General features: G+C 48.8%; 24 protein-coding genes. 10 read left to right on the top strand and 14 right to left on the bottom strand.

The window, feature by feature from the left end:
• Positions 1–4 precede the first annotated feature (4 nt).
• From ACN6NF_RS03175 to ACN6NF_RS03155, 5 genes are read right to left on the bottom strand one after another with little or no spacing between them, the layout of a single operon-like run.
• Positions 5–1,327, bottom strand: a complete 1,323-nt coding sequence (locus ACN6NF_RS03175; protein WP_474315034.1) for an ABC transporter permease — start codon at positions 1,325–1,327, stop codon at positions 5–7.
• Positions 1,320–2,222 (bottom strand): ABC transporter ATP-binding protein, encoded by a 903-nt coding sequence (locus ACN6NF_RS03170; RefSeq protein WP_474315032.1) that lies wholly within the window; start codon positions 2,220–2,222, stop codon positions 1,320–1,322. Before ACN6NF_RS03170 ends, ACN6NF_RS03175 begins: the two co-directional genes overlap by 8 nt.
• Complete coding sequence (locus tag ACN6NF_RS03165; protein ID WP_474315031.1) at positions 2,219–3,184, bottom strand: ABC transporter ATP-binding protein; 966 nt, start codon at positions 3,182–3,184, stop codon at positions 2,219–2,221. Before ACN6NF_RS03165 ends, ACN6NF_RS03170 begins: the two co-directional genes overlap by 4 nt.
• 5 nt (positions 3,185–3,189) lie before the next feature.
• The gene (locus ACN6NF_RS03160; RefSeq protein WP_474315030.1) at positions 3,190–3,591 is read right to left on the bottom strand and encodes a GntR family transcriptional regulator; all 402 of its coding nucleotides are present in this window, start codon (positions 3,589–3,591) and stop codon (positions 3,190–3,192) included.
• A 41-nt stretch (positions 3,592–3,632) separates the two neighbouring features.
• Positions 3,633–4,352, bottom strand: a complete 720-nt coding sequence (locus ACN6NF_RS03155) for a hypothetical protein (protein WP_474315028.1) — start codon at positions 4,350–4,352, stop codon at positions 3,633–3,635.
• Between the two features lie 236 nt (positions 4,353–4,588).
• On the opposite strand from ACN6NF_RS03155, the gene ACN6NF_RS03150 reads away from it, so the two are divergent.
• Together ACN6NF_RS03150 and ACN6NF_RS03145 are read left to right on the top strand one after the other, a co-directional pair.
• Positions 4,589–4,816: a DUF1858 domain-containing protein gene (locus ACN6NF_RS03150; protein ID WP_474315026.1), complete on the top strand. Its 228-nt coding sequence runs from the start codon at positions 4,589–4,591 to the stop codon at positions 4,814–4,816.
• Positions 4,817–4,830: 14 nt separating this feature from the next.
• Positions 4,831–6,096 carry a DUF438 domain-containing protein gene (locus ACN6NF_RS03145; protein ID WP_474315024.1) on the top strand — a complete coding sequence of 422 codons (1,266 nt, stop codon included), beginning with the start codon at positions 4,831–4,833 and terminating at the stop codon, positions 6,094–6,096.
• Here ACN6NF_RS03145 and ACN6NF_RS03140 read toward each other — a convergent pair.
• The 3 genes from ACN6NF_RS03140 to ACN6NF_RS03130 all read right to left on the bottom strand — a co-directional run bounded on the left by ACN6NF_RS03140 (position 6,088) and on the right by ACN6NF_RS03130 (position 7,856).
• Entirely contained in the window at positions 6,088–6,597 is a 510-nt protein-coding gene (locus ACN6NF_RS03140) for an N-acetyltransferase family protein (protein ID WP_474315068.1), read from the bottom strand. The genes ACN6NF_RS03145 and ACN6NF_RS03140 overlap by 9 nt on opposite strands.
• A 182-nt stretch (positions 6,598–6,779) precedes the next feature.
• Entirely contained in the window at positions 6,780–7,562 is a 783-nt protein-coding gene (gene map / locus ACN6NF_RS03135; RefSeq protein ID WP_474315022.1) for a type I methionyl aminopeptidase, read from the bottom strand.
• Between the two features lie 105 nt (positions 7,563–7,667).
• A complete protein-coding gene (locus ACN6NF_RS03130) occupies positions 7,668–7,856 on the bottom strand; it encodes a hypothetical protein (protein ID WP_007428354.1) in 189 nt (62 codons plus the stop codon).
• A gap of 363 nt (positions 7,857–8,219) precedes the next feature.
• On the opposite strand from ACN6NF_RS03130, the gene ACN6NF_RS03125 reads away from it, so the two are divergent.
• The 5 genes from ACN6NF_RS03125 to ACN6NF_RS03105 all read left to right on the top strand — a co-directional run bounded on the left by ACN6NF_RS03125 (position 8,220) and on the right by ACN6NF_RS03105 (position 12,376).
• On the top strand, positions 8,220–9,257 hold the full coding sequence (locus ACN6NF_RS03125) for a serine hydrolase domain-containing protein (protein ID WP_474315020.1): 1,038 nt from the start codon (positions 8,220–8,222) through the stop codon (positions 9,255–9,257).
• A gap of 44 nt (positions 9,258–9,301) precedes the next feature.
• Complete coding sequence (locus tag ACN6NF_RS03120; RefSeq protein WP_474315018.1) at positions 9,302–10,453, top strand: MGDG synthase family glycosyltransferase; 1,152 nt, start codon at positions 9,302–9,304, stop codon at positions 10,451–10,453.
• Between the two features lie 30 nt (positions 10,454–10,483).
• Positions 10,484–10,765 carry a transposase gene (locus ACN6NF_RS03115; RefSeq protein WP_474315016.1) on the top strand — a complete coding sequence of 94 codons (282 nt, stop codon included), beginning with the start codon at positions 10,484–10,486 and terminating at the stop codon, positions 10,763–10,765.
• 444 nt (positions 10,766–11,209) lie between these two features.
• Positions 11,210–11,893, top strand: a complete 684-nt coding sequence (locus ACN6NF_RS03110) for an MOSC domain-containing protein (RefSeq protein ID WP_474315015.1) — start codon at positions 11,210–11,212, stop codon at positions 11,891–11,893.
• 144 nt (positions 11,894–12,037) lie between these two features.
• Positions 12,038–12,376: a DUF4870 domain-containing protein gene (locus tag ACN6NF_RS03105; protein WP_019686043.1), complete on the top strand. Its 339-nt coding sequence runs from the start codon at positions 12,038–12,040 to the stop codon at positions 12,374–12,376.
• A gap of 57 nt (positions 12,377–12,433) precedes the next feature.
• Here the strand turns inward: ACN6NF_RS03105 and ACN6NF_RS03100 are convergent, their stop codons facing one another.
• Together ACN6NF_RS03100 and ACN6NF_RS03095 are read right to left on the bottom strand one after the other, a co-directional pair.
• Positions 12,434–13,390 carry a sigma-70 family RNA polymerase sigma factor gene (locus tag ACN6NF_RS03100; protein WP_474315012.1) on the bottom strand — a complete coding sequence of 319 codons (957 nt, stop codon included), beginning with the start codon at positions 13,388–13,390 and terminating at the stop codon, positions 12,434–12,436.
• 17 nt (positions 13,391–13,407) lie between these two features.
• Positions 13,408–13,851, bottom strand: a complete 444-nt coding sequence (locus ACN6NF_RS03095; RefSeq protein ID WP_016819535.1) for a carboxymuconolactone decarboxylase family protein — start codon at positions 13,849–13,851, stop codon at positions 13,408–13,410.
• 150 nt (positions 13,852–14,001) lie between these two features.
• On the opposite strand from ACN6NF_RS03095, the gene mscL reads away from it, so the two are divergent.
• Positions 14,002–14,496 (top strand): large conductance mechanosensitive channel protein MscL, encoded by a 495-nt coding sequence (gene mscL / locus ACN6NF_RS03090; protein ID WP_474315010.1) that lies wholly within the window; start codon positions 14,002–14,004, stop codon positions 14,494–14,496.
• Between the two features lie 85 nt (positions 14,497–14,581).
• On the opposite strand, the gene ACN6NF_RS03085 is transcribed toward mscL, so the two are convergent.
• Both ACN6NF_RS03085 and ACN6NF_RS03080 read right to left on the bottom strand, forming a co-directional pair.
• Positions 14,582–15,283 (bottom strand): histidine phosphatase family protein, encoded by a 702-nt coding sequence (locus ACN6NF_RS03085; protein WP_474315008.1) that lies wholly within the window; start codon positions 15,281–15,283, stop codon positions 14,582–14,584.
• Positions 15,284–15,359: 76 nt separating this feature from the next.
• Positions 15,360–15,653, bottom strand: a complete 294-nt coding sequence (locus ACN6NF_RS03080; protein ID WP_016819532.1) for a hypothetical protein — start codon at positions 15,651–15,653, stop codon at positions 15,360–15,362.
• Between the two features lie 173 nt (positions 15,654–15,826).
• Between ACN6NF_RS03080 and ACN6NF_RS03075 the strand changes: the two genes are divergently transcribed.
• Positions 15,827–16,459, top strand: coding sequence for an NUDIX hydrolase (locus ACN6NF_RS03075; protein WP_474315006.1), 633 nt, complete (start codon positions 15,827–15,829; stop codon positions 16,457–16,459).
• Positions 16,460–16,467: 8 nt separating this feature from the next.
• On the opposite strand, the gene ACN6NF_RS03070 is transcribed toward ACN6NF_RS03075, so the two are convergent.
• Both ACN6NF_RS03070 and ACN6NF_RS03065 read right to left on the bottom strand, forming a co-directional pair.
• Entirely contained in the window at positions 16,468–17,256 is a 789-nt protein-coding gene (locus ACN6NF_RS03070) for a TrmB family transcriptional regulator (RefSeq protein WP_474315067.1), read from the bottom strand.
• A gap of 65 nt (positions 17,257–17,321) precedes the next feature.
• Entirely contained in the window at positions 17,322–18,167 is an 846-nt protein-coding gene (locus ACN6NF_RS03065) for a zinc ribbon domain-containing protein (RefSeq protein WP_474315004.1), read from the bottom strand.
• Between the two features lie 312 nt (positions 18,168–18,479).
• On the opposite strand from ACN6NF_RS03065, the gene ACN6NF_RS03060 reads away from it, so the two are divergent.
• Positions 18,480–20,912 carry a UvrD-helicase domain-containing protein gene (locus ACN6NF_RS03060; protein WP_474315002.1) on the top strand — a complete coding sequence of 811 codons (2,433 nt, stop codon included), beginning with the start codon at positions 18,480–18,482 and terminating at the stop codon, positions 20,910–20,912.
• Positions 20,913–20,969 lie beyond the last annotated feature (57 nt).

Genomic DNA, 20,969 nt, shown 5'->3' with positions numbered 1-20,969 from the left:
TTTATTAAATCTTGTAAGCCTTCATCGCTTTTCTTAGCTCTTTGAACGAAGGTCGTTTGCCATACATTAAGACACCCGTACGGTAGATCTTGGCGGCCAGCCAGCCAAATAATAGGATGGAAGCAACTAGAATGGCTAGTGACAGCCAAATTTCCAGCAGACTCGCCCGTTCCAGCCCGATGCGTAGCAGCATGACGGTCGGAGAAAAGAACGGAATGTATCCGGCCACCTTAATGAAAATCGTATCAGGTGCGGCAATATTGAAGATCCCGATGTAAAAGGCTGCGAGTGACAGCACGGTAATCGGCATGATTGCCTGCCCCAACTCTTCGGTACGGCTAACAATGGAGCCCACCGCGGCGAACAATACTGCATACAGAAAGTAGCCAAGGATGTAAAACACCAGTCCATATCCCAGCACTGCCATATTCAGCTGAGACAGATCCAATCCGACCGAGCCAAGAATGACATTATTATGCGGCAGCATGAGGTTGGCGAACATAACGGCTGCGAAAACGGCAATTTGCAGCAGTCCCACAAGAAAGATACCGATAATCTTCCCAAACATTTGGGTCAACGGCGAAACACTTGTGATGAGAATCTCCATGATCCGTGAGCTTTTTTCCGATGTTACTTCTGAGGCAATCATATTCCCTGTCATCATGGAGGAGGTGAAGAATAAAATCATCAGTACATAGACCAAACCATAGTTAATCATAGAGGTCGCTTTTTCCTCTGTCCCCGTAGCTCCCCCTGCTTCAGAAGGACTGTCTGCTTTCCTACTATCCACCAATACAGGTGTACTAATTTCACGGATTTGGTCACCGGTCAGCGATTTGTCTCCCATAATAGCCTTGACCTTTGCTTCCTGAAGTCCTGTTTGCACCAATGTAATGACAGCCGGAGACGGCTCTTTTTCTACAGAGACGTACTCCACTTTGGGAAATGTGTCTCCCTTAGCGGCAGGCTCCGTAAACTGCACGTAACCTTGCAGCTTCCCATTTTTTAGGTCTTGCTGCATTGCCGGTGCTTGTACGCTGTCATAACGTACCCAGATGGCTGCCGGGTTGGACTGCTCCTTGGTGAATCGCTCCAGCTGAGTTGCCACTTCTGTCTGGTTGCCGGCAATCAGACCCAAGCGTTGATGCTCGGCTGCCGTTGTGCTGGAACCCCCTTCTGCCCCTCCTCCTTTAAACAAAGAAATCAAATACGGCAGATTCATGCCCAGCGTAATGAGCAAGGCCAATACCAGTGTCGTAATGATAAAGGATTTGGTCCTCGCCTTCTGACGAAACGTAAAACCGATTACCGTACCCAGTCTATTCATGGGAATCTCCCACCTCTCTTATGAAAATCTCGTTGAGCGTAGGTTCCTTGATCTCAAAATGCTCCACATCCGTTTGCTTCAACGCTGTTTGCAAAATTAACTTCGCCGCATCCGGCTGCTCAATGTGCAGCATCCAGCCACGATCCATATGCTCTACACGGCGAACGCCGGGCAGTTGTTCTAGTCCGTTCACTTCACCTGTAGTGATGAGGCGAACTTTTTCACGTGGGTAACGGCCCTTAATCTCTTGAACACTTCCCTGCACTACGGTATTCGAGCGATGCAAAATCGTAATATGTCGGCACAGTTCCTCTACATGCTCCATGCGGTGGGTTGAAAATAAAATCGCTGCCCCCTCATCCCGCAAATCCTTCACCGTATCCTTAAGCAATTCGACGTTCACCGGGTCTAGTCCACTGAAGGCCTCGTCCAAAATGAGCAGCTTCGGGCGATGCACGACCGCGGCAATAAAGCCCATTTTTTGCTGATTTCCCTTGGATAACTCCTCAATCCGCTTGTCGTAATATTCCGGCACTCCAAAGCGCTCCAGCCAGTAGCGTAGACTTTTGTCCGCCTCCTTGGCCGACATTCCGCGTAGCCTGCCCAAATAGTTAATCTGCTCGCTGACCTTCACTTTGGGGTACAGTCCACGCTCCTCGGGCAAATAGCCCATCGTCCGCTGAAGCTCCTTGCTGTATGGCTTGCCTTCATATTGGATGCTTCCCCCGTCAGGGTAAATCAGGCCGAGCACCATGCGCATCGTTGTTGTTTTGCCTGCTCCATTGCCTCCCAGCAGTCCATAAATCTCCCCGCCGTTCACATTCAGCGATATTCCATTTACCGCCGTATGATTTCCATATTGCTTTACGACCTTTTCCAATTCCAACATGCTCATGATTGCTCTATCCCTTCCTTCTTCATGAATGTCTCTGCATCCGCAGATAGTTGTCCCGCAGACCAATGTACTAAAATATCATCCAGCTCCAGACGGCGCACACGGATGGGGCGAATACCCGCTTGTTCCAATATGGCACTGGTCTCTCCGGCTGCCAGCGTTACAATTCGTTGCAGATTCCCTTCACTCTCCGTCTCTACAACCCCCGGGAGCTCCGATGCCTCCTCTGGTGTACCTTCAAACCACATTTCCTTGCTATTTTCGAGCAGATAGTCTTTTTCCAGCTTGCCAAGCAGCCTGCCATCATGCATCAAGACAATATAATCCGCCAAACGTTTGATCTCGTCCATGATATGAGTAGCAATAATGATCGTCGTTTTGCCGTTCTCCATACAATCCCGCAGTTCCTCCAGCATGATCTTCCAGGCAAAAGGGTCTAGACCCGATGAAGGCTCATCCAGCAGCAACATACGAGGGTGCGGTGCCAAGGCAGCAGCCAGTTCAAACTTCCGGCGCTGTCCCTTGGACATACGCGATAATTTCGTGTGTGCTGGAACCTGAAAGCGGTCCATTAGACGCTGAAAACGCGCTTCATCCCAGCCGGGATACCACAATGCTCGAAAAGCCGCTGCTGCTTCTGCCGTTAATCGATCCTCCTCGCGAGCCGGCTGCTCCGGCAGATACCCAACCCATTGTCGTGTACCTGCCGGCATGCCGTCTGGATACGCTTGACCGAACCAACGAATCTCACCCGAATCTGGATGAATAAGCTGAGTCAGCAAATGAATCAATGTGCTTTTCCCCGATCCGTTATGTCCAGCCAAAGCGACCACATACCCTGGCTCAACCGTTAAATTAATCGGTCCAATTTTCCGGTCACCCCGGGTTTTATAGACCTGGCTCATTTCAATAATTGGTGTTCTCCTCTGTATTTCCATAGGAACTTCCACATGATTGTTCACGGCTGTCACTCCTTCTCCTGGACTTCATACCTTCTTTTCACCATTTCTGCGAAAAGGTCTAATAATTCCTGCTCTGTCATCTGTACAGCGAGGCCTGTGGCAATCGCTGTTTCCAATGCCTCGGTCACCGCTTTAAGGCGATAACCTGAGCGCATATCATCCTCAACCAGAGCGACGAAGGTGCCCGTTCCCTGCCGGGTACGAAGCAAGCCTTCGTTCTCCAAATCCTGATAGACCCGCCGGACGGTGATTACACTGCAACGGAGTGTCCCCGCAAACTCACGAATGGAGGGAAGCAGCGTTCCCGCTGCAATCTGTCCGGTTACAATGAGTGAACGGAGCTGCTTTTCAATCTGTGCATACAGCGGTTCCGCGCTATTCTCATCAATTTGCACTGGAATATTCACCTGCTCTCCCCCCCTTTTTAGTTATTTTTGTATACATACGACTAAGTTAAGTCCCGTTTCATGAGCTTACGCTGTGTCACCCGGTAGGAGGCGAACATAGCCAGAACTCCTGCTAGCAATACTCCCCACATTACTGGGGACAACAGCATCCATTCCTTACTGTAAGATGCCGTTATCGATACCAGATTGGCCCCGCATACTCGAACTATAATCGTAACCATCCCGCACATTAGCATGATGACAACGGATAGCCAGAAGTATTCTTTTCCTTTTTTCAGAAATTCCAAATGAATATAAATAGCTTGAATGAGCATTCCGTAGCCTATCCAGGTCAGAGCAAACGATACAAAGAAACCTGTGCTGGCATATACCCGAAGCGTACCTGACAATGTAAACAAAAGAGCAAAAAATATCACACTATTCACAACAAACGCCAACACCGCCTGTTGAATTCGACTCATAATCACCGCTTTCATCGGTATAGGCAACGTGCGGAAAAAGGCTAACATGTGTGTATAAGAATCTTCCTGCAAATATTTGAACGCTCGACGGTTATAAACGTACCCTAAGAACGGAATCAACACTAGCATGATGAAATCAGCTACTGGACTTAAGGCTGCATGCTCACCCCATTGCACACTTACCGCAAAACTCATGGTAAATCCCAAATACGCAATAAACAGCAACGTCCATAGTGCTGCATATGGGTTCTTGCGAAAATCCTGACGGGTAATCATCCATGCCTGCTTCATGATTGTCATTTTCTTATCCTGATCCCTTCTGCACTGTCTGTATAATAACGACCTCGTTCGCTCTTCATTCGAAGTGTGATAACAGTGTTCAGTGTTATTACTGTATATATCTTTATACACAATATACAAACCAAGATTTACCTTTGTCAACCACCTCAACAAAATTGTGCGTACAATCACAATAGCTCGTCAGGACCTATGCTACTCTGTAAATGAAAAACGTTCTCAATCGAGGGGATGAACAAATGGATAAAATACTGCATTGGGATGAGTCCATATTTAACCTTGTTAATCGTTATCCTGAAGTGCAGGACATTATGGTAGAACTGGGTTTTCACGATATCGCTAAGCCCGGCATGCTCCAAACCGCAGGACGTTTTATGACACTGTCCAAGGGAATTGCGTTGAAGAAAATAGATATGGAAACTGTGCAGCAGACGTTTATGCAACATGGTTTTACCATTCAAAAATAAAGGGGTTAACGATCATGAGCGAGCTAATTAACAACCGTGAACATACAGCACAGGAATTAACGGAACGTCAGCGAACACTGAAGGAAATTATAAAAGAACTACATGCCGGGAAAAGCGTGGAGGAAGTCAAAGCGCGTTTTGCAGAGGCTGTTGGTGGAGTAAGCGTGGCGGAGATTTCAGCGATGGAACATGCATTGATGACCGAGGAGGGAATTCCGGTGTCGGAAGTCCAACGTCTCTGTTCCGTTCACACGTCGATATTCAAGGGCTCTATTGAGGATATTCACCGTCCATCGGGACCTGAAGAACAACCGGGACATCCTGTTCACACCTTCAAGCTGGAAAATCGTGAGATCGAACGACTGGTCAACTTTAAGCTGGCCCTCCATGCAGAGCAATTTCAAAAGGAAGACAGCCCCAAGGTTATTTACAAGCTGCTTGAAGATTTAAGTCTGCTGATGGATGTCGACAAGCACTATAGCCGCAAAGAAAATCTGGTCTTCCCTTATCTGGAACGCTATGGGATCTTTGGTCCAACCAAAGTGATGTGGGGGGTGGACGACGGCATTCGCGCCGCAATCAAGGATGCGAAGAAGCTGCTCGCCGAATATAACGGAGATCGTGAGCAGATCGGGAAGGCACTTGCCCATATCATGAGCGAAGTGAATGAAATGATATTCAAGGAAGAGAATATTTTGCTGCCGATGGCACTCAGTAAGCTAACCGAGGATGAATGGCTGAAAATAGCCCGGGAAAGCGAGGAAATCGGGTTCTGCCTGACCGCTCCTGAGCGTGAATGGATACCTGAACGGGCAAAGGAACCCGTAGAAGCCCTTGAGCAAACAGAAGACACTTCCACATCTGGTACTCCGCAAGGGTTCATACGATTCGAGACAGGGATTGTATCTGTACAACAATTGGAGCTGCTGTTGAATCATCTGCCTGTGGATCTGACCTTTATCGATGAAAATGATGTTGTTCGCTATTTCTCTCACGGTAAAGAACGAATCTTTGCCCGCACAAAGGCTGTTATTGGTCGTACCGTGCAAAATTGCCATCCGCCGCAAAGCGTGCATGTCGTTGAGAAACTGCTGGAAGATTTTAAGGCAGGCCGCAAGGATGTTGAAGATTTTTGGATTCCAATCAAGGACAAATTTGTCTACATCCGTTATTTTGCCGTTCGTGATACCGAAGGACGCTATCTGGGAACACTGGAATTCACGCAGAATATCGCGCCAATACGCGCCTTGGAAGGACAAAAGCGTATTCTATCAGAATAGCAACCAGCCATAAGCCACCATGTTCAGATTTTTGCCGCCCATATTTATAATATGCTGTTCTACTACAGGCTTGGCCCCGAGCTTTTCATAAAAAGTACACGCTGGATTATCTGCCAGCACCCACACCATGACAGAGTGAATATCCATACTATTAAAGTGTTGAAGCAAACGCAAAAATAGTCTCTTGCCGAGCCCTAGACTATGGTATTCACTCAAAACATAAAGAGCCGTTATCTCTCCCCCGTATGGGGGATATTCCCCTGACTTTTCTGGACCTCCGCTCACAAATCCGATCATTTCCCCCTTCTCATTTTCAGCCACATATACAAGATGACCGTCTTCAGTAGATAGATTCGCATTCCACAATTCTGTTCTTTGCTCATAGGAAAGCCGTTCCAGAACCTCGGCAGGCATGATATCTTTGTAGGTCGTTCTCCAGCAGTCTACGTGCACTTTGGCGATGTCTTCGGCATCTGATATCGTCGCTTCCCTGATCATCATGTGGGTTCCACTCCTAGTTTCCAAATATATGCCTCCTATTATATCGACGATCCGAATCTCGATCTATGATCTATAACAAGAGGCTCATTGTTTGGCGAAGTGGGCAAGCCATCCTAAAAAAACTACCAAGAGAGCCTTGTGCACACAACCCGCACATTGGACTCCCTATGGCACAACACTCTTTACGAGGTCAAAATATAAGGACCGTTTTTTGTAATCGCAATGGTGTGCTCGTATTGAGCGCCCCAACTGCCGTCTGCTGTGCTGATGGTCCAACCATCATCTCCCCAGAGCACCGCGCCTTCGGGTCCGAGGGTAAATACCGGCTCAATGGTAATCACCATCCCTTCGCGCAGCGGCAATCCCGTTCTAGCACGGCCGTAGTGGAGAACGTCCGGCGGTTCATGCATTTGGCGGCCGATCCCGTGCCCGATTAGAGATTTGACGTTACCGTACCGTCGCCATCTTACCGCTTTTTCCACCGCATGCCCGATATCCCCTAAGGTCCTGCCAGGACGGGCAACCTCGATGCCCTGCATCAGCGCCTTATGGGTCTGTCGCAACAGCCTTGCTACCGGTCGACTGATGTTGCCCACTGCATAGGTCCACCCCCGGTCAGCCAGCCACCCGTCCTTATTGACCACAATGTCGATGGTCACAATATCCCCATCATGGAGCACACGCTCTGAGGGAAAGCCATGACATACCACTTCATTGACCGAAGCGCAGGTAGCATAAGGGAATCCCTTATAGCCCTTTTGTTCAGGCGTAGCTCCACGCTTGTTTAGAAATTGCTCCACCCAAGCATCAATTTCAAGCGTTGTGATTCCCGGAAGAATACGACTTTCCAGCGCACGATGGCAATCTGCCAAAATACGTCCGGCCTCCCTCATGTAGCCGATTTCCTCCGGTGTTCGTATCGCTATTTCTATTGGAATCCGCCTCCTTTGAGCATACAAATTCACTAAACCTATCCCATTGTATGCAGGACGGACACAAAAAAACCGCCTCCTCTATGGATAGACGGTTTATAAAAGTCGTATTTCTAGTTGTTCGGGTAAGCAAGCCTTTTAAGATACTGAAGAATTGATGCGGCCGAGTTCGTTTTCCACCACCATGGTCAACTCTTCCTCATACCCTCCTGTTATCCGGTATTTTCGCACATATTCCTTTACAAATTTTTTGGGATCCTTAGGCCGGAAAATTCGAGTCATTTCCCGCAGACTTTCCTTAACTTCATTGTGACCTTTCGTTGCCATGTAACTCCCTCCCAAAACGTTGAAAATAAGTGCTCCGTTGAAGAGAATGCCGAAAAGTATTGATGTACTTATGCAGTGAAGTAGTATGTCTAATGCAGCTTAGGTCGGGAATGCCTTATGGAAGGCACGTACCTGACACTATTATTAACCGATTTTCTATTGGCTGAATCACTACCCCATTATACCATATTCAGATACAGCTTTCAGCTTTCCAGTAAATTTACATTGATTTTACCTATCTTTTACGCTTCATATCATTTGTAATTCCCAATTAGCTGCTGCATAGAGGTATACCTTATTTATCGGCTTTTGGAGCGTATGTGTTTGGGGTAAAATAAATAAACATAACAAGGGGGGAAAAGGATGAGCCGTTATGCTCCGCTGTTCACTGCACCTGTTGCCCGTCTGTCTGCGCTGAGCCTCGGAACTTGTGAAGAGGAGGGCATCAATGCCTCCCTACTTGATCAGGCAGACCACGAAATCCGAGCCAAATTTCCGAAAATGCACAGCTTCCTGCTGCTTCGTCACGGCAAGCTGATCTGGGAACGCTACTACAACGGTCATGAAGCCAGCTCGCTGAACGATTTGCGTTCTGCGACCAAAAGCTTCACTTCCACACTCGTCGGTATTGCTATGGCACGCGGGGATATGCCCGGACCAGAGACGGCTGTTCATCAGCTGTTGTCTGAGTATTTACCCCGGCGGGAGGAAAAACTGCTAGAACGGATTACGATTCGTCATCTGTTGACCATGGCATCCGGCTTGTATTGGCAGACGGGCAAAAAGCTCGGTGAAGCCTTTATCCACCGTTTTCATCGCAGCAAAAGCTGGCCGTCCTTTGCCCTACGCTTACCTGTACAGGAGGATCAAATCGGGGTATTCCAATATCGCAGTGTTGATTCGCATCTGTTGTCCGTGCTGCTGACCCGTTGCTGTGGGATTGACGCATATACGTACGCGCTCCAGCATTTATTCGAACCATTAGGCTTCGGGAGAAGTGGTTGGGCACAAGATCCAGAGGGCTACACCATGGGCCACATCGGACTATATTTGACGTCGCGAGACATGGCTAAATTCGGCGATTGCTGCCTTCATCAAGGCATCTGGAATGGAAGAGAATTGATTCCAGCCGATTGGCTGCATCAGGCGACGCAGCGACAGATTGAAGGCTATCCAGAATTCGGAGATTACGGATTCCAATGGTGGACTGGACGACTCCACGGCATTGACTATGCGTGTGCACACGGACATGGAGGACAGCAAATTTATCTGTTACCGGAAGCGAATGCAGTCGTGGTATTTACAGCAGACAGCAAGGTGAGCCGTTGGAAAAATCCGCGGACACTGTTAGAGCGTTTCGTTTTGCCAGCCGTATCCTCCCTCAACTTAGAACGTTCCTGAAATGAGCTACATGTGCTTATTGAATATAGGGGGCTAAAACAATCATGGAAGTCTCAACACCGAAAATTCTAATATTATACGCCAGCTACGGGGAAGGCCATGTGCAGGCCGCCCGGGCAATCATGGAAAGTCTGCGAAGACTCGGACACTGCGAGGTACAACTACTCGACCTGATGGCTGAATCTCATCCATGGTTGAATGGGCTGACCAAATTTGTATATATGCAAAGCTTCAAAACCATTCCACAGCTTTACGGCTGGGTGTATAACATCACGCGCGGTATGCAGGCTAAATCAGCATTTGGTCATGTGTTGCATTCATTCGGAATGCGTCAACTTGCTCTCACACTGAAAAAGGAATTACCGGATCTCGTGATCCATACGTTCCCGCAGCTCGCTCTTCCAGCGTTACGCCGCAAAATGGGGATGAATTTGCCTATTGTCAACGTGGTTACAGACTTTGACCTGCATGGGCGCTGGCTACACCCCGATATTGACCGCTACTATGTAGCTACTGAGGATCTGCAGCAGGAGGCCGCACAGCGGGGAATACCTATCGAACGTATTGCCGCTACTGGGATTCCGATTCACGCTTCTTTTTATAACCTATCTGTCAACGAACCCCCTGATCAGCAACAGGTAATCCCACCGTTACGGGCTGAGACAACCACGCTGCTGATTATGGCGGGTGCATATGGTGTGTTATCCGGCATACTGGATATCTGTCATCATTTAAGCCAGCTGCCGCAGCTGCGATTGCTAATCGTCTGTGGACGCAACCAACAGCTAAAAGCAGAATTGGATGCGCTGTATGCAGACAACCCGGACATCTACACCTATGGATTTGTGGACTACGTTCCAGCACTTATGCGAGCAAGCAGCCTGGTGATTACAAAGCCCGGCGGTATCACGCTCTCGGAAAGCATCGCATCCGGTTTGCCTATCCTGGTATTCAAGCCCGTACCCGGTCAGGAGCTAAATAATGCCCTGTATTTGCAGCAAAAAGGAGCTGCCCGCATTGCTCGCACAACGGAGGAACTGATTCAACATTGTCTGGATCTGATCTCCACGCCCTCCCTTGCTAAGGAAATGAAGCAGGCGATTGAGTTACTTCGCAAACCTCATCCCGCAGACCTGATTGCCGAGGATATTTTACAGCAGCTTGTGGATAAAAGAACCTCCGTCCGGACAAATTAACGAAGAATAAGCCAGACGGAGGGGATACCAATGGAACGCAAAGGTAAGGATCTACTCCCACTAACGGGTGAAAAGGTAGAAGTGGATGGTATTTATGTTGATGAGGATGGACATGAGCAGCATTTGCACAGGGGCCAGCACTTTCCCGCTGATGTTGTTTTGGGTACTTCTGAGTGGAAAATGACCGAATATGCCTTTGATAACCATCACGAAGGACGTACCGATAAACGACTTATCCCCAAAGAGGATGACAAGAATAAGATGGGTAAAATCACACACCCGCGCCGTCATTTAAAAACTGGTGACCGATAATTACGGAAGTATATCCACAATTACTACCAATATGTTGATAGTTTGTGGACAAACTGTGTGCAAACTATGAATTATTGTAATATTGTCTACAGTTTGTGCACAAGTTGTGTATAAACCACGTTGTTTTTGTGGATAAACACTAGTATGCGGTGGATAAAGTGCGTACAACATGTGCAAAACATGTGCATAAACGTTTAAAAGGCTGAACGAATCCTTTTCGTTCAGCCTTTTTCGTATTTTTATACACATTTTCTAGTTCGCAAATAGCGCATGGAGGAGTGTAAAATGGAAACGGGGACGAACAGAGCCAAAAGAGGAATTCGCGAAATGTAAAAAGGCTGAGTCATCATGGACGTGATGAAAGCGGAACAGGAATGCAGGAACGCGAATATAGAAGTATCTAGCGAAAATCGTTGACCAAAATTTGGAGTAGAGGTGATCCGAATGGCATCTATTAAAATCCTTTCTCTTAATGTCGGCTTGCCCAAGCAGATCCGGTTTAATCAGAAGGATGTTTCTACGGGAATATTCAAGTCGGCCACAGATGAATATCTGTATTTATCTTATCTAAACTTCGAGGGGGATGGGCAGGGCGATCTAGTTCATCACGGAGGGCACGATAAAGCTGTATGCGTCTATCCCTACGAGCACTACCCGTTCTGGGAAAATGAATTGCGGAGTCCGCTCGATTACGGCGCATTCGGTGAAAATTTAACGATAAAGGGTTTGCTAGAATCCGACGTTTGCATTGGAGACGTCTTTAAGCTTGGCAAAGCTATCGTTCAAGTTAGCCAGCCGAGACAGCCTTGCTACAAGTTGTCCATCAAGTACGGCGTACCGGACATGCCCTTGAAGGTACAGCAAACAGGCTACACGGGATTCTACTTCCGCGTTCTGGAAGAGGGAGTTGTCTCTAAAGCCGACGGACTATCCCTCCTTCATCGCCATCCGAAAGCAATTACGGTTTCATTTGCCAATCGAATTATGCATCAAGAGAAGGATCATATCGAGGGCATTAAACAAATTCTCGAAGTGGAAGAATTGTCCGTAAACTGGAGAAATACGTTTCTAAAACGTTTGGCGGGAACCGAAACGGATTCTCGGGAAAGACTATCAGGCAATTCGTAAGGTGGAAGTGGTTCAATGAGTTAGTATGTTTTGTGTAGAGTTAACTTTTTTACCGAGATCGGGCATATCCTTCAATCCTGTCCTCATAGCTTGTATAGTACGGAGACTTAGCTTGAATCATTAATAAAGGAGGATATGCCTGACATGTCAGTCTATAAGTCTTCCACAGGATTGGATGAAAATATAGCAGCTGTCCTGTGCTATTTGTTCGCATTTATTGGAGCGCTGGCCTTTGTCATGCTGGAAAAGAAAAGCCGATTCGTATTATTTCACGCACTGCAATCCATACTTCTTTTTGTAGCCCTCATGATCGGGCATGTGCTGGTCGGATTCATTCCGCTACTCGGTCCTTTGCTCGCTTCCCTGCTAACGCTGGCAAGCCTTGCCATGTGGATTATCTTGTTAATTCGTGCGGGACAAGGAAAGTGGCTCAAGCTTCCCTGGATAGGCGATCTGGCTCTTCATCAAGCCCGGCAGTTATAAAGACAGCAAAAAACCTTGATCCTAAACAAGGATTCAAGGTTTTTCCGTTTGGGCAGTTCATTCTTTTACGCTTGCTTCTTCTGTCCTTATATGAATGTGTCCTAGCTTATCTGGATTAACCATTAAATAAAAATTCTGAATATGCTCCCCGTCCGGTGCCAGTCTGAGACACAAGGTCTCTCTCACTTCACCGTCTTTCAGAAATGCCAGCTGAACCTCACCATTGATGACCGTGTGGACCACATCTCTTTCTCGTAAAACAGTTAATACCCGACGAGAGGTCAACAGGGCGAGAACGCCTTTGCGTACAACCATCGGTCTCATCACCGTATGCACATTACCTCCACCATCTGACACGAATACAGGTTGTTCAGCCAGTAGTTCCAGCATAGCAGTCACATCGTAGGCGAGAAAAGCAGTTGTAAAACGTTCCAGCAGTTTTACCCGGGAAGAGTTATTTATACTAGGACTGTTTGGAGCTTCAGGAGCAGATTCTCCGGAAGATAGAATACGGCGGGAGCGACTGAACAACTGACGACAGTTGCTCTCGGACTTGCCCAGTAATTCCGCAATATCTTTATAATCATATTGAAAAGCTTCTCTCAGCACAAAAACAGCCCGCTCTATCGGCTTTAGTTGCTCCAGCAGAACCAGAAATGCGTAAGATATCATATCTTTGCGTTCTAACCAATCGGCAGGAAGATCCGCGCTCTCACCCAGCGGCTCCGGCAGCCACTGTCCTACATACGTCTCTCTTTGCTTGCGCGCAGAATTCAGCAGATTCAAGCACCGATTCATCGTCATTTTGGCTACATAGGCTCTGGGGTTCTGTATGTCATTCAGGGGCTTATGCTCCAGCTCGACAAAGCAGTCTTGAACGACATCCTCGGCATCCGTCACCGTTCCAAGCATGCGATAAGCAATGGCAAAAGAATATTTGCGATATTTCTGATACAGCTCCTCCAGACTTACATCCACCGATTCTTGTTCAATTCCGTATTCTTTGCCAGACAAAACATAGCCCCCATTCATTAAAGACTGCCTGGATACATTCCGGTCGCTATGGCAATCCGGTTCCAGCTGTTGATCACATTAATTGCGGTAATCAAATCTACGTACTCTTCCTCTGTAAAATGTTCTCTGACCCGATTATACAAGTCTGTAGGTACCCCTTGCTCTGAGATATGAGTGACCGCTTCGGCTAATTCAAGCATAGCACGTTCTTTTTCCGTGAACAAAGGAACCTCCCGCCATAAAGCAAGCTGCAAAATATGGTCAGCATAATCGCCTAGTTTTAGCAAATCCTTTGCATGCATATCAAGACAATAGGAACAGCCATTGATTTGGGATACTCTAATTTTCAATAGTTCGTACAATACTTTGTCTGTAAAACGGCCGGAAATATATTTTTCCATCTCCATCATTGCCTTGAATGTACTAGGACTCACTGCTCTGTGATTAAATCTTAAACTCACGATATATCGCCTCCATTATTGGTTTACATATAGAAGACAAATGAACATGTGGTTTTGTGACAAAGTGCAATACATCAATTTGGAATTGCCCTCAGTAGGCATAGCATGTATTATAAATAAATGATTTTATGTAAAGAAGGTGTACATCACATGAGCGGAAAAGGTTTTATTAAAGAATTTAAAGAATTCGCTGTACGGGGTAACGTGATTGACCTCGCGGTCGGCGTTATCATTGGTGGAGCGTTTGGCAAGATTGTCACTTCTGTGGTGAACGATATTATTATGCCTCCGATTGGTAAACTTCTGGGCGGCATGAATTTTCCAGACTTATATGTAGCTTTACAAGCTGCCGATCCTCTAAATTCTGACGGTACACGCAAAACCCTAGCACAAGCCAAAGAAGCAGGAATTGCGGTCCTTGCCTATGGTCAGTTTATTAATGTCCTGCTGGACTTTCTCATCGTGGCCTTCTGTGTGTTCATGCTGGTCAAAGGGATTAACATGCTGAAGCGCAAAGAGGAAGAAAAACCTCTCGAGGAAAAAACGATCAAGGAGTGCCCTCATTGCCTGTCCAATATTCCTATAGCTGCTACTCGCTGCGCACATTGCACTTCCAAGCTAGAGGGATTCGTTGAATCACGCTGACTCAACCTACACTCCTATAAATACAACAAACGGCTTAAGACGGTGTATCGTCTTAAGCCGTTTTGGCATTAGTATATAAACCTAATTAATTGAAGTTGGTGATAATACCCCGAGGTCTGACTGGCAAACCTTCTGCGTACAGATGGGAGACATCACCGAAGCCAATGCAACGGGGAACTGCCCATTCCTTGGAGCGTTCATCAAACAAGATGGTGGTTACAGAGCTAGGCGGCATCCAAAAACCGGACCAGACCAAAGCCAAAGGTAGTTCCAACAGATGTGCAAGCCAGGTCAGCCCGAAGCCGCCATGACAAAATACGGCTACCCTGTCTTCGGTATGCTTCAAAATTCGGTACCTGCCCTCCACCCGCTCAAAGCCTTGCCGCTTCAGGAATTCATCAGAATGAACCTTCAGTCGCTCGAAGGTTTCGGGACTTTGCGTCCCCTGATAATAGGGAATTTCCTTCCAAGAATCATGAGTCGGCAGAGGCGACCCGGAACGAATCACTTCACCAGGCAAATCCCAATGGGAAAGACGACCATATGGAGTATCCTCCAGCTTTAGAGCCAACTCCTGCGTCCAGTCCTCTACTTCATAACTCATACCGAGAGAGTCGGTGGTGTAGCGCATTGTGTCCAAAGCCCGCCCCAATGGAGAGACGTAAATACGGTCCAATCCATGACTGGACAGTCGTTTGGCCAGTGCCTTGGCTTCCAAATGTCCCTCCGGCGTAATGGTGTTGTTAGGGTAATCAGGGTCTGCATGTCGGATAATATACAATCTCATCATTGGTTCTCCGTTCCTAAGAATGGCGACAGGATCGCTTGATCTCATTCCATCGATTAGCTCTCCTGATCTTTAATTAATGTTTATTCAGCAAATTTTCCAAAATCGCGCGCAAATCTCTGTCTTCTTGGTAAACTTCCTCACCCGTATCCAGCTCAATAACCCGGATATATGTATAGTTCGCTCTGGCATCGACTGGTTTAAAAATCAATTCCTCCGGGTTGTCTGGACGCACATCATAGCCCATATTTTTGAACATATCTGTTATTTGGTCAATCCCCGGCTTGCCTCCGCTTTCCAGCATAATCAGCCCGCGCAGTTCTTTGGGCTCCTCTGGATGCATAACTCGGAAATGTACAATACATTCCATGTAAAATCGCTCCTTTCAATCATAAACCTATGTTATGGCGCAAATCTCCATGTTCCCAGCATACCCCAAAAGCTACTTCACATTCCACATCGACCATCATATCGTCAGGGCGGAAAACACGTTATACTGTAAAGTAGACTTTGATTTTGTGCTTATGATTAGGAGGTACCACGATGACTAGCGAGCTTCTGGATATCTATGACGATGAAGACACCCCCCTTGGCACAGCCTCCCGACAGGAAGCACATGCCAAGGGATACTGGCACCATACCTTTCACTGCTGGCTGGCACGGGACACTTCGACAGGCCGCCGCCTGCTATTTCAACAGCGCCAGGATACAAAGGATACCTTCCCCGGATGCTACGATATTACAGCAGCTGGGCATTTGACTTCAGGCGAGGATATGTCCCAGGCGGCTCGCGAGCTGGAGGAAGAACTGGGCCTTCATGTTCCCTTTACTTCCTTAACACCGCTGATGACCGTTCGGTATGAAAGTAAAGGTACCGCACAGGGCACCTCCTTTTGGGATCGGGAGGTCAGCTCGGTGTTTGGACTGCTGTCTAACCAGCCCCTGGAGGCCTATCGTCTCCAGCAGGAAGAAGTAGCCGGACTGTACGAAGCAGACCTTGACCAAGCACTGGCCCTGTTTGAAGGCCATATTTCCTTTATCGAAGCCCAAGGCATTACGTCGGGGCCGAACCCAGAAAGAACTCGCCGCCTGATTACAGCAGATCAATTCGTGCCTCATCAAGCAGGCTACATTACAGCTATATGCCGAGCTCTGATGAAACTTCCTTCACTGTAGTCCTTATGCTATTCTCCGGCTGACATATATTTGCCAATAATGCCTTCATACCGCCAGCCATACCGGGTCGACAGCTCGCTGCCCATATCATGCTCCAGCTCATACAGAATAATATCCTGGGCAAAATGATCAAGCAGCAAACCTGTCATCACCGGATGCTCGGTAATAAGCGCCTGTGTCGGGCAATTGTCTCCCCGCATCCCCAGCATGCACCAACGTCGGTCAATAACAAAGGAAAACTTGCGCCCTGACGGTTCCTGGCCGTCTGCACCAGACGTATGCGGTAGCCACGGTCCCAACATACTTTCTCCATTGTCGCAGGACCATAACAGACGCACACCCCGACTCTCGGCTTTTTTCAACGCTTCCCGCAGCAGTTCGGCTTCCTCTCGCCACAAATCCAGCACAATCTCATGCTTTGCCCGTTCCAATTCGCGTGTGAGGCTTTCCAGCACCTTCCGGTCACCTTCCACATTATAAAAGGTCGGCTTGGCTGCTTCTGTTCGTGGCATCTCCTTCTCCACCGCCAGCAGGGATTCCCGCATCTGTCCTTCGATCATCCGGGTCAGCTCACCCGGTGGCAGCATACTGTAGCGTACAGGTTCTCCCGCACTGGCTCTGAGATATCCCTGCCCGGCCAAACGCTGCAAAGCTGCGTACACATTGGAGCGCGATGCTCCAAGTCGCTTAGCCACTTCATAGCCGGAAGCCGCATTTTGTCTTGAAAGCTCAACCATCACCTTGGCTTCCATCTCCGTAAAACCCAGATTCCGCAGATGTTGCAGCAAACGCTCCATATGTTCTGTTCCCCCTATGCTGCCCGGCGTTATGTCTGTGTCCTGCGGCAGCCTGTTCGGCTGCGTCAAATCTGTTCAGCTCCACAGCGCGGGCACCATTTGGAGCCTTTGGGTAGTTCCGCTGTGCAGATTTGGCATTTTACATTTTCACGTATCTGTGTAGACGTCATTGTTGGCTTCTCACCCAAGGAATTGTTGGCCTTCCAATATCGAATGCGCTCGTCCAGCTCCTCTTGACGCTCCCGCTCACGTTCCAGTTCTTCAAGACGGCGATGTTCTTTCTCCAATTCTTCCTGACGACGGCGCTCCCACTCTTCGTCGAATGCCGCTTTTTCCTCCGGAGTAAAATCAGACACCGTGTAATTGCGGTCTAATCCCGCCGGATCATGCGTTTCATACCGCTCATCCTGTTCATGCCGATCGACTACTTCATCTTCTGCATACTCCATGTAAGCAGGCGCAGCATCCTTCAATGCCTCTGACTTGCGCAGATCAAAAGAATAGGCGTCTACTGGCACCTCCTCCCGCACAGCCGCTACTTGCTTGGAGGCAGCCTGCCCTTCATTCAGCTTGCGTCCGCATTTGGGGCAGAAGTTCGCATCCAGGGGCACAACTGCACCACAGGTACATAAATGGGCATTTTTCAATTCTGCAATTCTACTGCGCAGCTCATCAATTTCATCCTGAAGCTCATCACAAGCAGTAGACAACTGTGTCATCTCGGTTTCAGCCACTGACATATCGGATGCCCGGTAACCTTCGTAAAAGATTTGACCCATTCGTAAGAAATGAACATCCATTTCCTGCTGAATTGTTGTAATTTGCGAATTGATCTTACTAATCTCGACAGCATGCTGCGCCTTTTCTGTTGCGCGATTAGCGCCTTCCTTTATACGTTGAATCAGCTTCATCGTTATTTCCTCCCCATATCCAGCCGGATTTCACTCTACCGTCCGTATATCCCAAAGTTTTTTTCTGTTGGCAAGCCTCGAACTCCTGTATAATGGAATGCGGTCATATCGCCTGTTTGAAGGCTATAGGCATTGGCGTCAACATGTTGACGTTCTGACGCTCAAGCTCTAGACCGGCATGAATTCAGTATCATTTTAGTCCATCGCCTTTTTCTTATCATCAACATAAAGCTGACTAGAACTCTATCATACCAAAAACTACCCCCATTTGTGAAAATGGAAGATTTTAAGAACGAAAGGGGTTTCAGGATCATGAACCCAAATCCTGCATTTCACCCCCGACCCATCGGGGTTCCTTATTCAACGACTAGCCCTCAGGCACGTCGAGCTTCTATGGATACCAGTATAACGCTGGTACCCGACACCGACCAAGACGCGGCTTATTTTCGTGCTATAGAGAACGCGGGCATTCATTTGAACCGCCCGCAGATTCAGGCTGTACGCCATGGTAAAGGCCCCCTTCTAACCCTGGCAGGGGCTGGCTGCGGCAAAACCACGGTGCTGGCAGCCCGTGCAGGCTATCTCATGGCGATGCGGGATGTCCCTGCATCGTCTATCCTGCTGGTGACCTTCACCAGCAAAGCAGCTGCCGAAATGAAGCTGCGCATCGCGGGATTACCCGGTGTGCGACCTGCCGCTGCACGTGCAGTACAGGCGCGTACCTTCCACTCATTTGCTTTGGCGATGCTGCGACATCGCGGCGTGCAAGACGAAGTGTTCGGTGAAACGCAGGCCCAGCATACCGTTATGAAAATGATGCTGCGCCAATTGGGACTGAGCGAGGCTTTCCAGCCGGAAAGCCTGCTGTCCGCCCTCTCCGCCTGGAAAGCGGAAGGCCGTAGCGCAGATGAGCTGCCGGAAACCATACGCGAGGAAGCGGATGCCAAGCGTGCCTTGCTCGCCTATGAAGCGTGGAAACAGGAACGGGGCAAAATGGATTTTGACGATATTTTGCTACGTGCCTCCGTTCTCCTGCGTGACCCGGATGTCCTTCAGCCGCTTCAACGGCGTTTCTCCTATATTATGGTCGACGAATTTCAGGATACGAATGCCTTGCAATACGAAATGGTGCAGCGATTGGCTGCGAGGCACCGCAATCTGATGGTCGTCGGAGATGATGACCAGACGATCTATACCTTTAATGGAGCCCGCCAGGAATCCATTCTGGAATTTGACAAGGTCTATAAAGATGCAAAGGTCATCACCCTTGATATTAATTATCGCAGCGATGCGCGCATTTTGGGGCTGGGTTCTAACATTGTCGCCAAAAATGTTCATCGACGCTCCAAACGTCTTTCGGCTGCCGGGCGTGAGGGCTTGCCGCCGCAGTTTGCCACCCCATCCGGGCCTGAGGAGGAAGCGGGGCATATTGTTACTCATCTGCTAGGGCTGGTAGAGGAAGGTCGACTTCGTTACCGGGATATCGCTATTTTGCACCGGACAGCCAGCGGAAGCCGATCTATTTTTGAGCAATTAATTATGCGGGATGTTCCATTTATTCAGTATGGAGCAGGAGCCGTATTTTACGATCAGTCTCTGATTCGTCCCTTAATGGATCACTTGCGTTTGTCACTGAACCCCCGGCGAATGGAAGCCATTCCGAGCACCCTTGGACCGCTGTATGTCTCCCGTGAGGCTGGGATGGAATGGATTATGCGTGAAGAGAAGCAGCAGGCAAAAAAATACCCGCTAATCCACCTCAGCCGCTGGGATCGACTACGTGATTTTCAGCGTGAGCAGGTGAAAGAACGCATTCGTCTGATTCGCAGTCTCACTACCATGAAACCGGTCTATGCCATTCAAGAAATGCGGCGCGTCTTCTATGACAAATATTTGGAAAGCGGGGATACGGGCGCGTGGACACATTATAAGGAAACGATGCAAGAAAGTCTGGAGGAACTCGAAACGGCAGCCAAGCGCTTCGACACGGTAGAGGAATTCGTCAACTTTGCGGACGAGCTTTCCGAGCGCCACCGCCAGATGGAATCGCTGCGCAGAGAGGAAGACAGCGATGCTGTTCGGCTCATGACGATCCACCGCGCCAAGGGACTGGAGTTCCCTTGCGTATATTGGATCGGGGCCAGCGAAGGCATCCTGCCGCACAGCTCCGCACTACACAGCGAGCTGCCGGAGGACCGTCGGGCAGGCGCTGCTCCCGCAACAGCCGTGGATAACGATGCTGCGCTGGAGGAAGAGCGTCGCCTCGCTTACGTAGCCGTTACCCGGGCGAAGGAGCTGCTGTATATCACCTCCCCCGCCTCCAATCACGGCAAGCCTGCCGCCGTGTCGCGTTTTCTGCTGGAAGCCTATGGGGTCACCCCTGAGGTCTCCAAGCCAGAAACGCGCCGCACCAGCTTCGGCCAACCGAAGGGTACTTCAGGGTATGGCAGCCGTGCTGGCGGTGGTTCGCCAGCATCTGGCACGACAATCCGTGTGAGTAGCAGGCCGGGACCAGCCCCAGCCGCCACTACAGCACGTACAACCTCGGCGGCGGCTAGGTCACAGACAGAGTCACGCGTCAATGTGCCTGTGTGGAAATGCACGGACGCCGCCTGCAAGGCATGGATGCGGCGCGACACCGTAGGTGGGCGCCGCACAAATTCGGCGAGTGCAGGCACGCCGCCAGTGTGTCCGCTCTGCTCTTCCCCGATGACGGAGGGAACACGCAACATCCCGGCCAGATAAATGTGAGGCGAGCATAGCCGGATGGAACTGTACCATTTTAACGACAACCTGCGGAAT

The sequence above is a fragment of the Paenibacillus sp. TSM33 genome (assembly GCF_056099025.1).
The sequence above is the reverse complement of the archived record's forward strand: the minus strand, read 5'-3'. Positions and strand labels throughout refer to the sequence as shown.

Coding starts and splice junctions, on each gene's coding strand:
- ACN6NF_RS03070 (WP_474315067.1), bottom strand. CDS start 17,256: ATGGAGCGTTTGCTGCAACATCTGCGGAATCTGGGTTTTACGGAGATG.
- ACN6NF_RS03060 (WP_474315002.1), top strand. CDS start 18,480: ATGAACCCAAATCCTGCATTTCACCCCCGACCCATCGGGGTTCCTTAT.
- mscL (WP_474315010.1), top strand. CDS start 14,002: ATGAGCGGAAAAGGTTTTATTAAAGAATTTAAAGAATTCGCTGTACGG.
- ACN6NF_RS03065 (WP_474315004.1), bottom strand. CDS start 18,167: ATGAAGCTGATTCAACGTATAAAGGAAGGCGCTAATCGCGCAACAGAA.
- ACN6NF_RS03075 (WP_474315006.1), top strand. CDS start 15,827: ATGACTAGCGAGCTTCTGGATATCTATGACGATGAAGACACCCCCCTT.
- ACN6NF_RS03125 (WP_474315020.1), top strand. CDS start 8,220: ATGAGCCGTTATGCTCCGCTGTTCACTGCACCTGTTGCCCGTCTGTCT.
- ACN6NF_RS03130 (WP_007428354.1), bottom strand. CDS start 7,856: ATGGCAACGAAAGGTCACAATGAAGTTAAGGAAAGTCTGCGGGAAATG.
- ACN6NF_RS03170 (WP_474315032.1), bottom strand. CDS start 2,222: ATGAGCATGTTGGAATTGGAAAAGGTCGTAAAGCAATATGGAAATCAT.
- ACN6NF_RS03105 (WP_019686043.1), top strand. CDS start 12,038: ATGTCAGTCTATAAGTCTTCCACAGGATTGGATGAAAATATAGCAGCT.
- ACN6NF_RS03115 (WP_474315016.1), top strand. CDS start 10,484: ATGGAACGCAAAGGTAAGGATCTACTCCCACTAACGGGTGAAAAGGTA.
- ACN6NF_RS03150 (WP_474315026.1), top strand. CDS start 4,589: ATGGATAAAATACTGCATTGGGATGAGTCCATATTTAACCTTGTTAAT.
- ACN6NF_RS03175 (WP_474315034.1), bottom strand. CDS start 1,327: ATGAATAGACTGGGTACGGTAATCGGTTTTACGTTTCGTCAGAAGGCG.
- ACN6NF_RS03085 (WP_474315008.1), bottom strand. CDS start 15,283: ATGAGATTGTATATTATCCGACATGCAGACCCTGATTACCCTAACAAC.
- ACN6NF_RS03080 (WP_016819532.1), bottom strand. CDS start 15,653: ATGGAATGTATTGTACATTTCCGAGTTATGCATCCAGAGGAGCCCAAA.
- ACN6NF_RS03140 (WP_474315068.1), bottom strand. CDS start 6,597: ATGATGATCAGGGAAGCGACGATATCAGATGCCGAAGACATCGCCAAA.
- ACN6NF_RS03155 (WP_474315028.1), bottom strand. CDS start 4,352: ATGACAATCATGAAGCAGGCATGGATGATTACCCGTCAGGATTTTCGC.
- ACN6NF_RS03120 (WP_474315018.1), top strand. CDS start 9,302: ATGGAAGTCTCAACACCGAAAATTCTAATATTATACGCCAGCTACGGG.
- ACN6NF_RS03145 (WP_474315024.1), top strand. CDS start 4,831: ATGAGCGAGCTAATTAACAACCGTGAACATACAGCACAGGAATTAACG.
- ACN6NF_RS03110 (WP_474315015.1), top strand. CDS start 11,210: ATGGCATCTATTAAAATCCTTTCTCTTAATGTCGGCTTGCCCAAGCAG.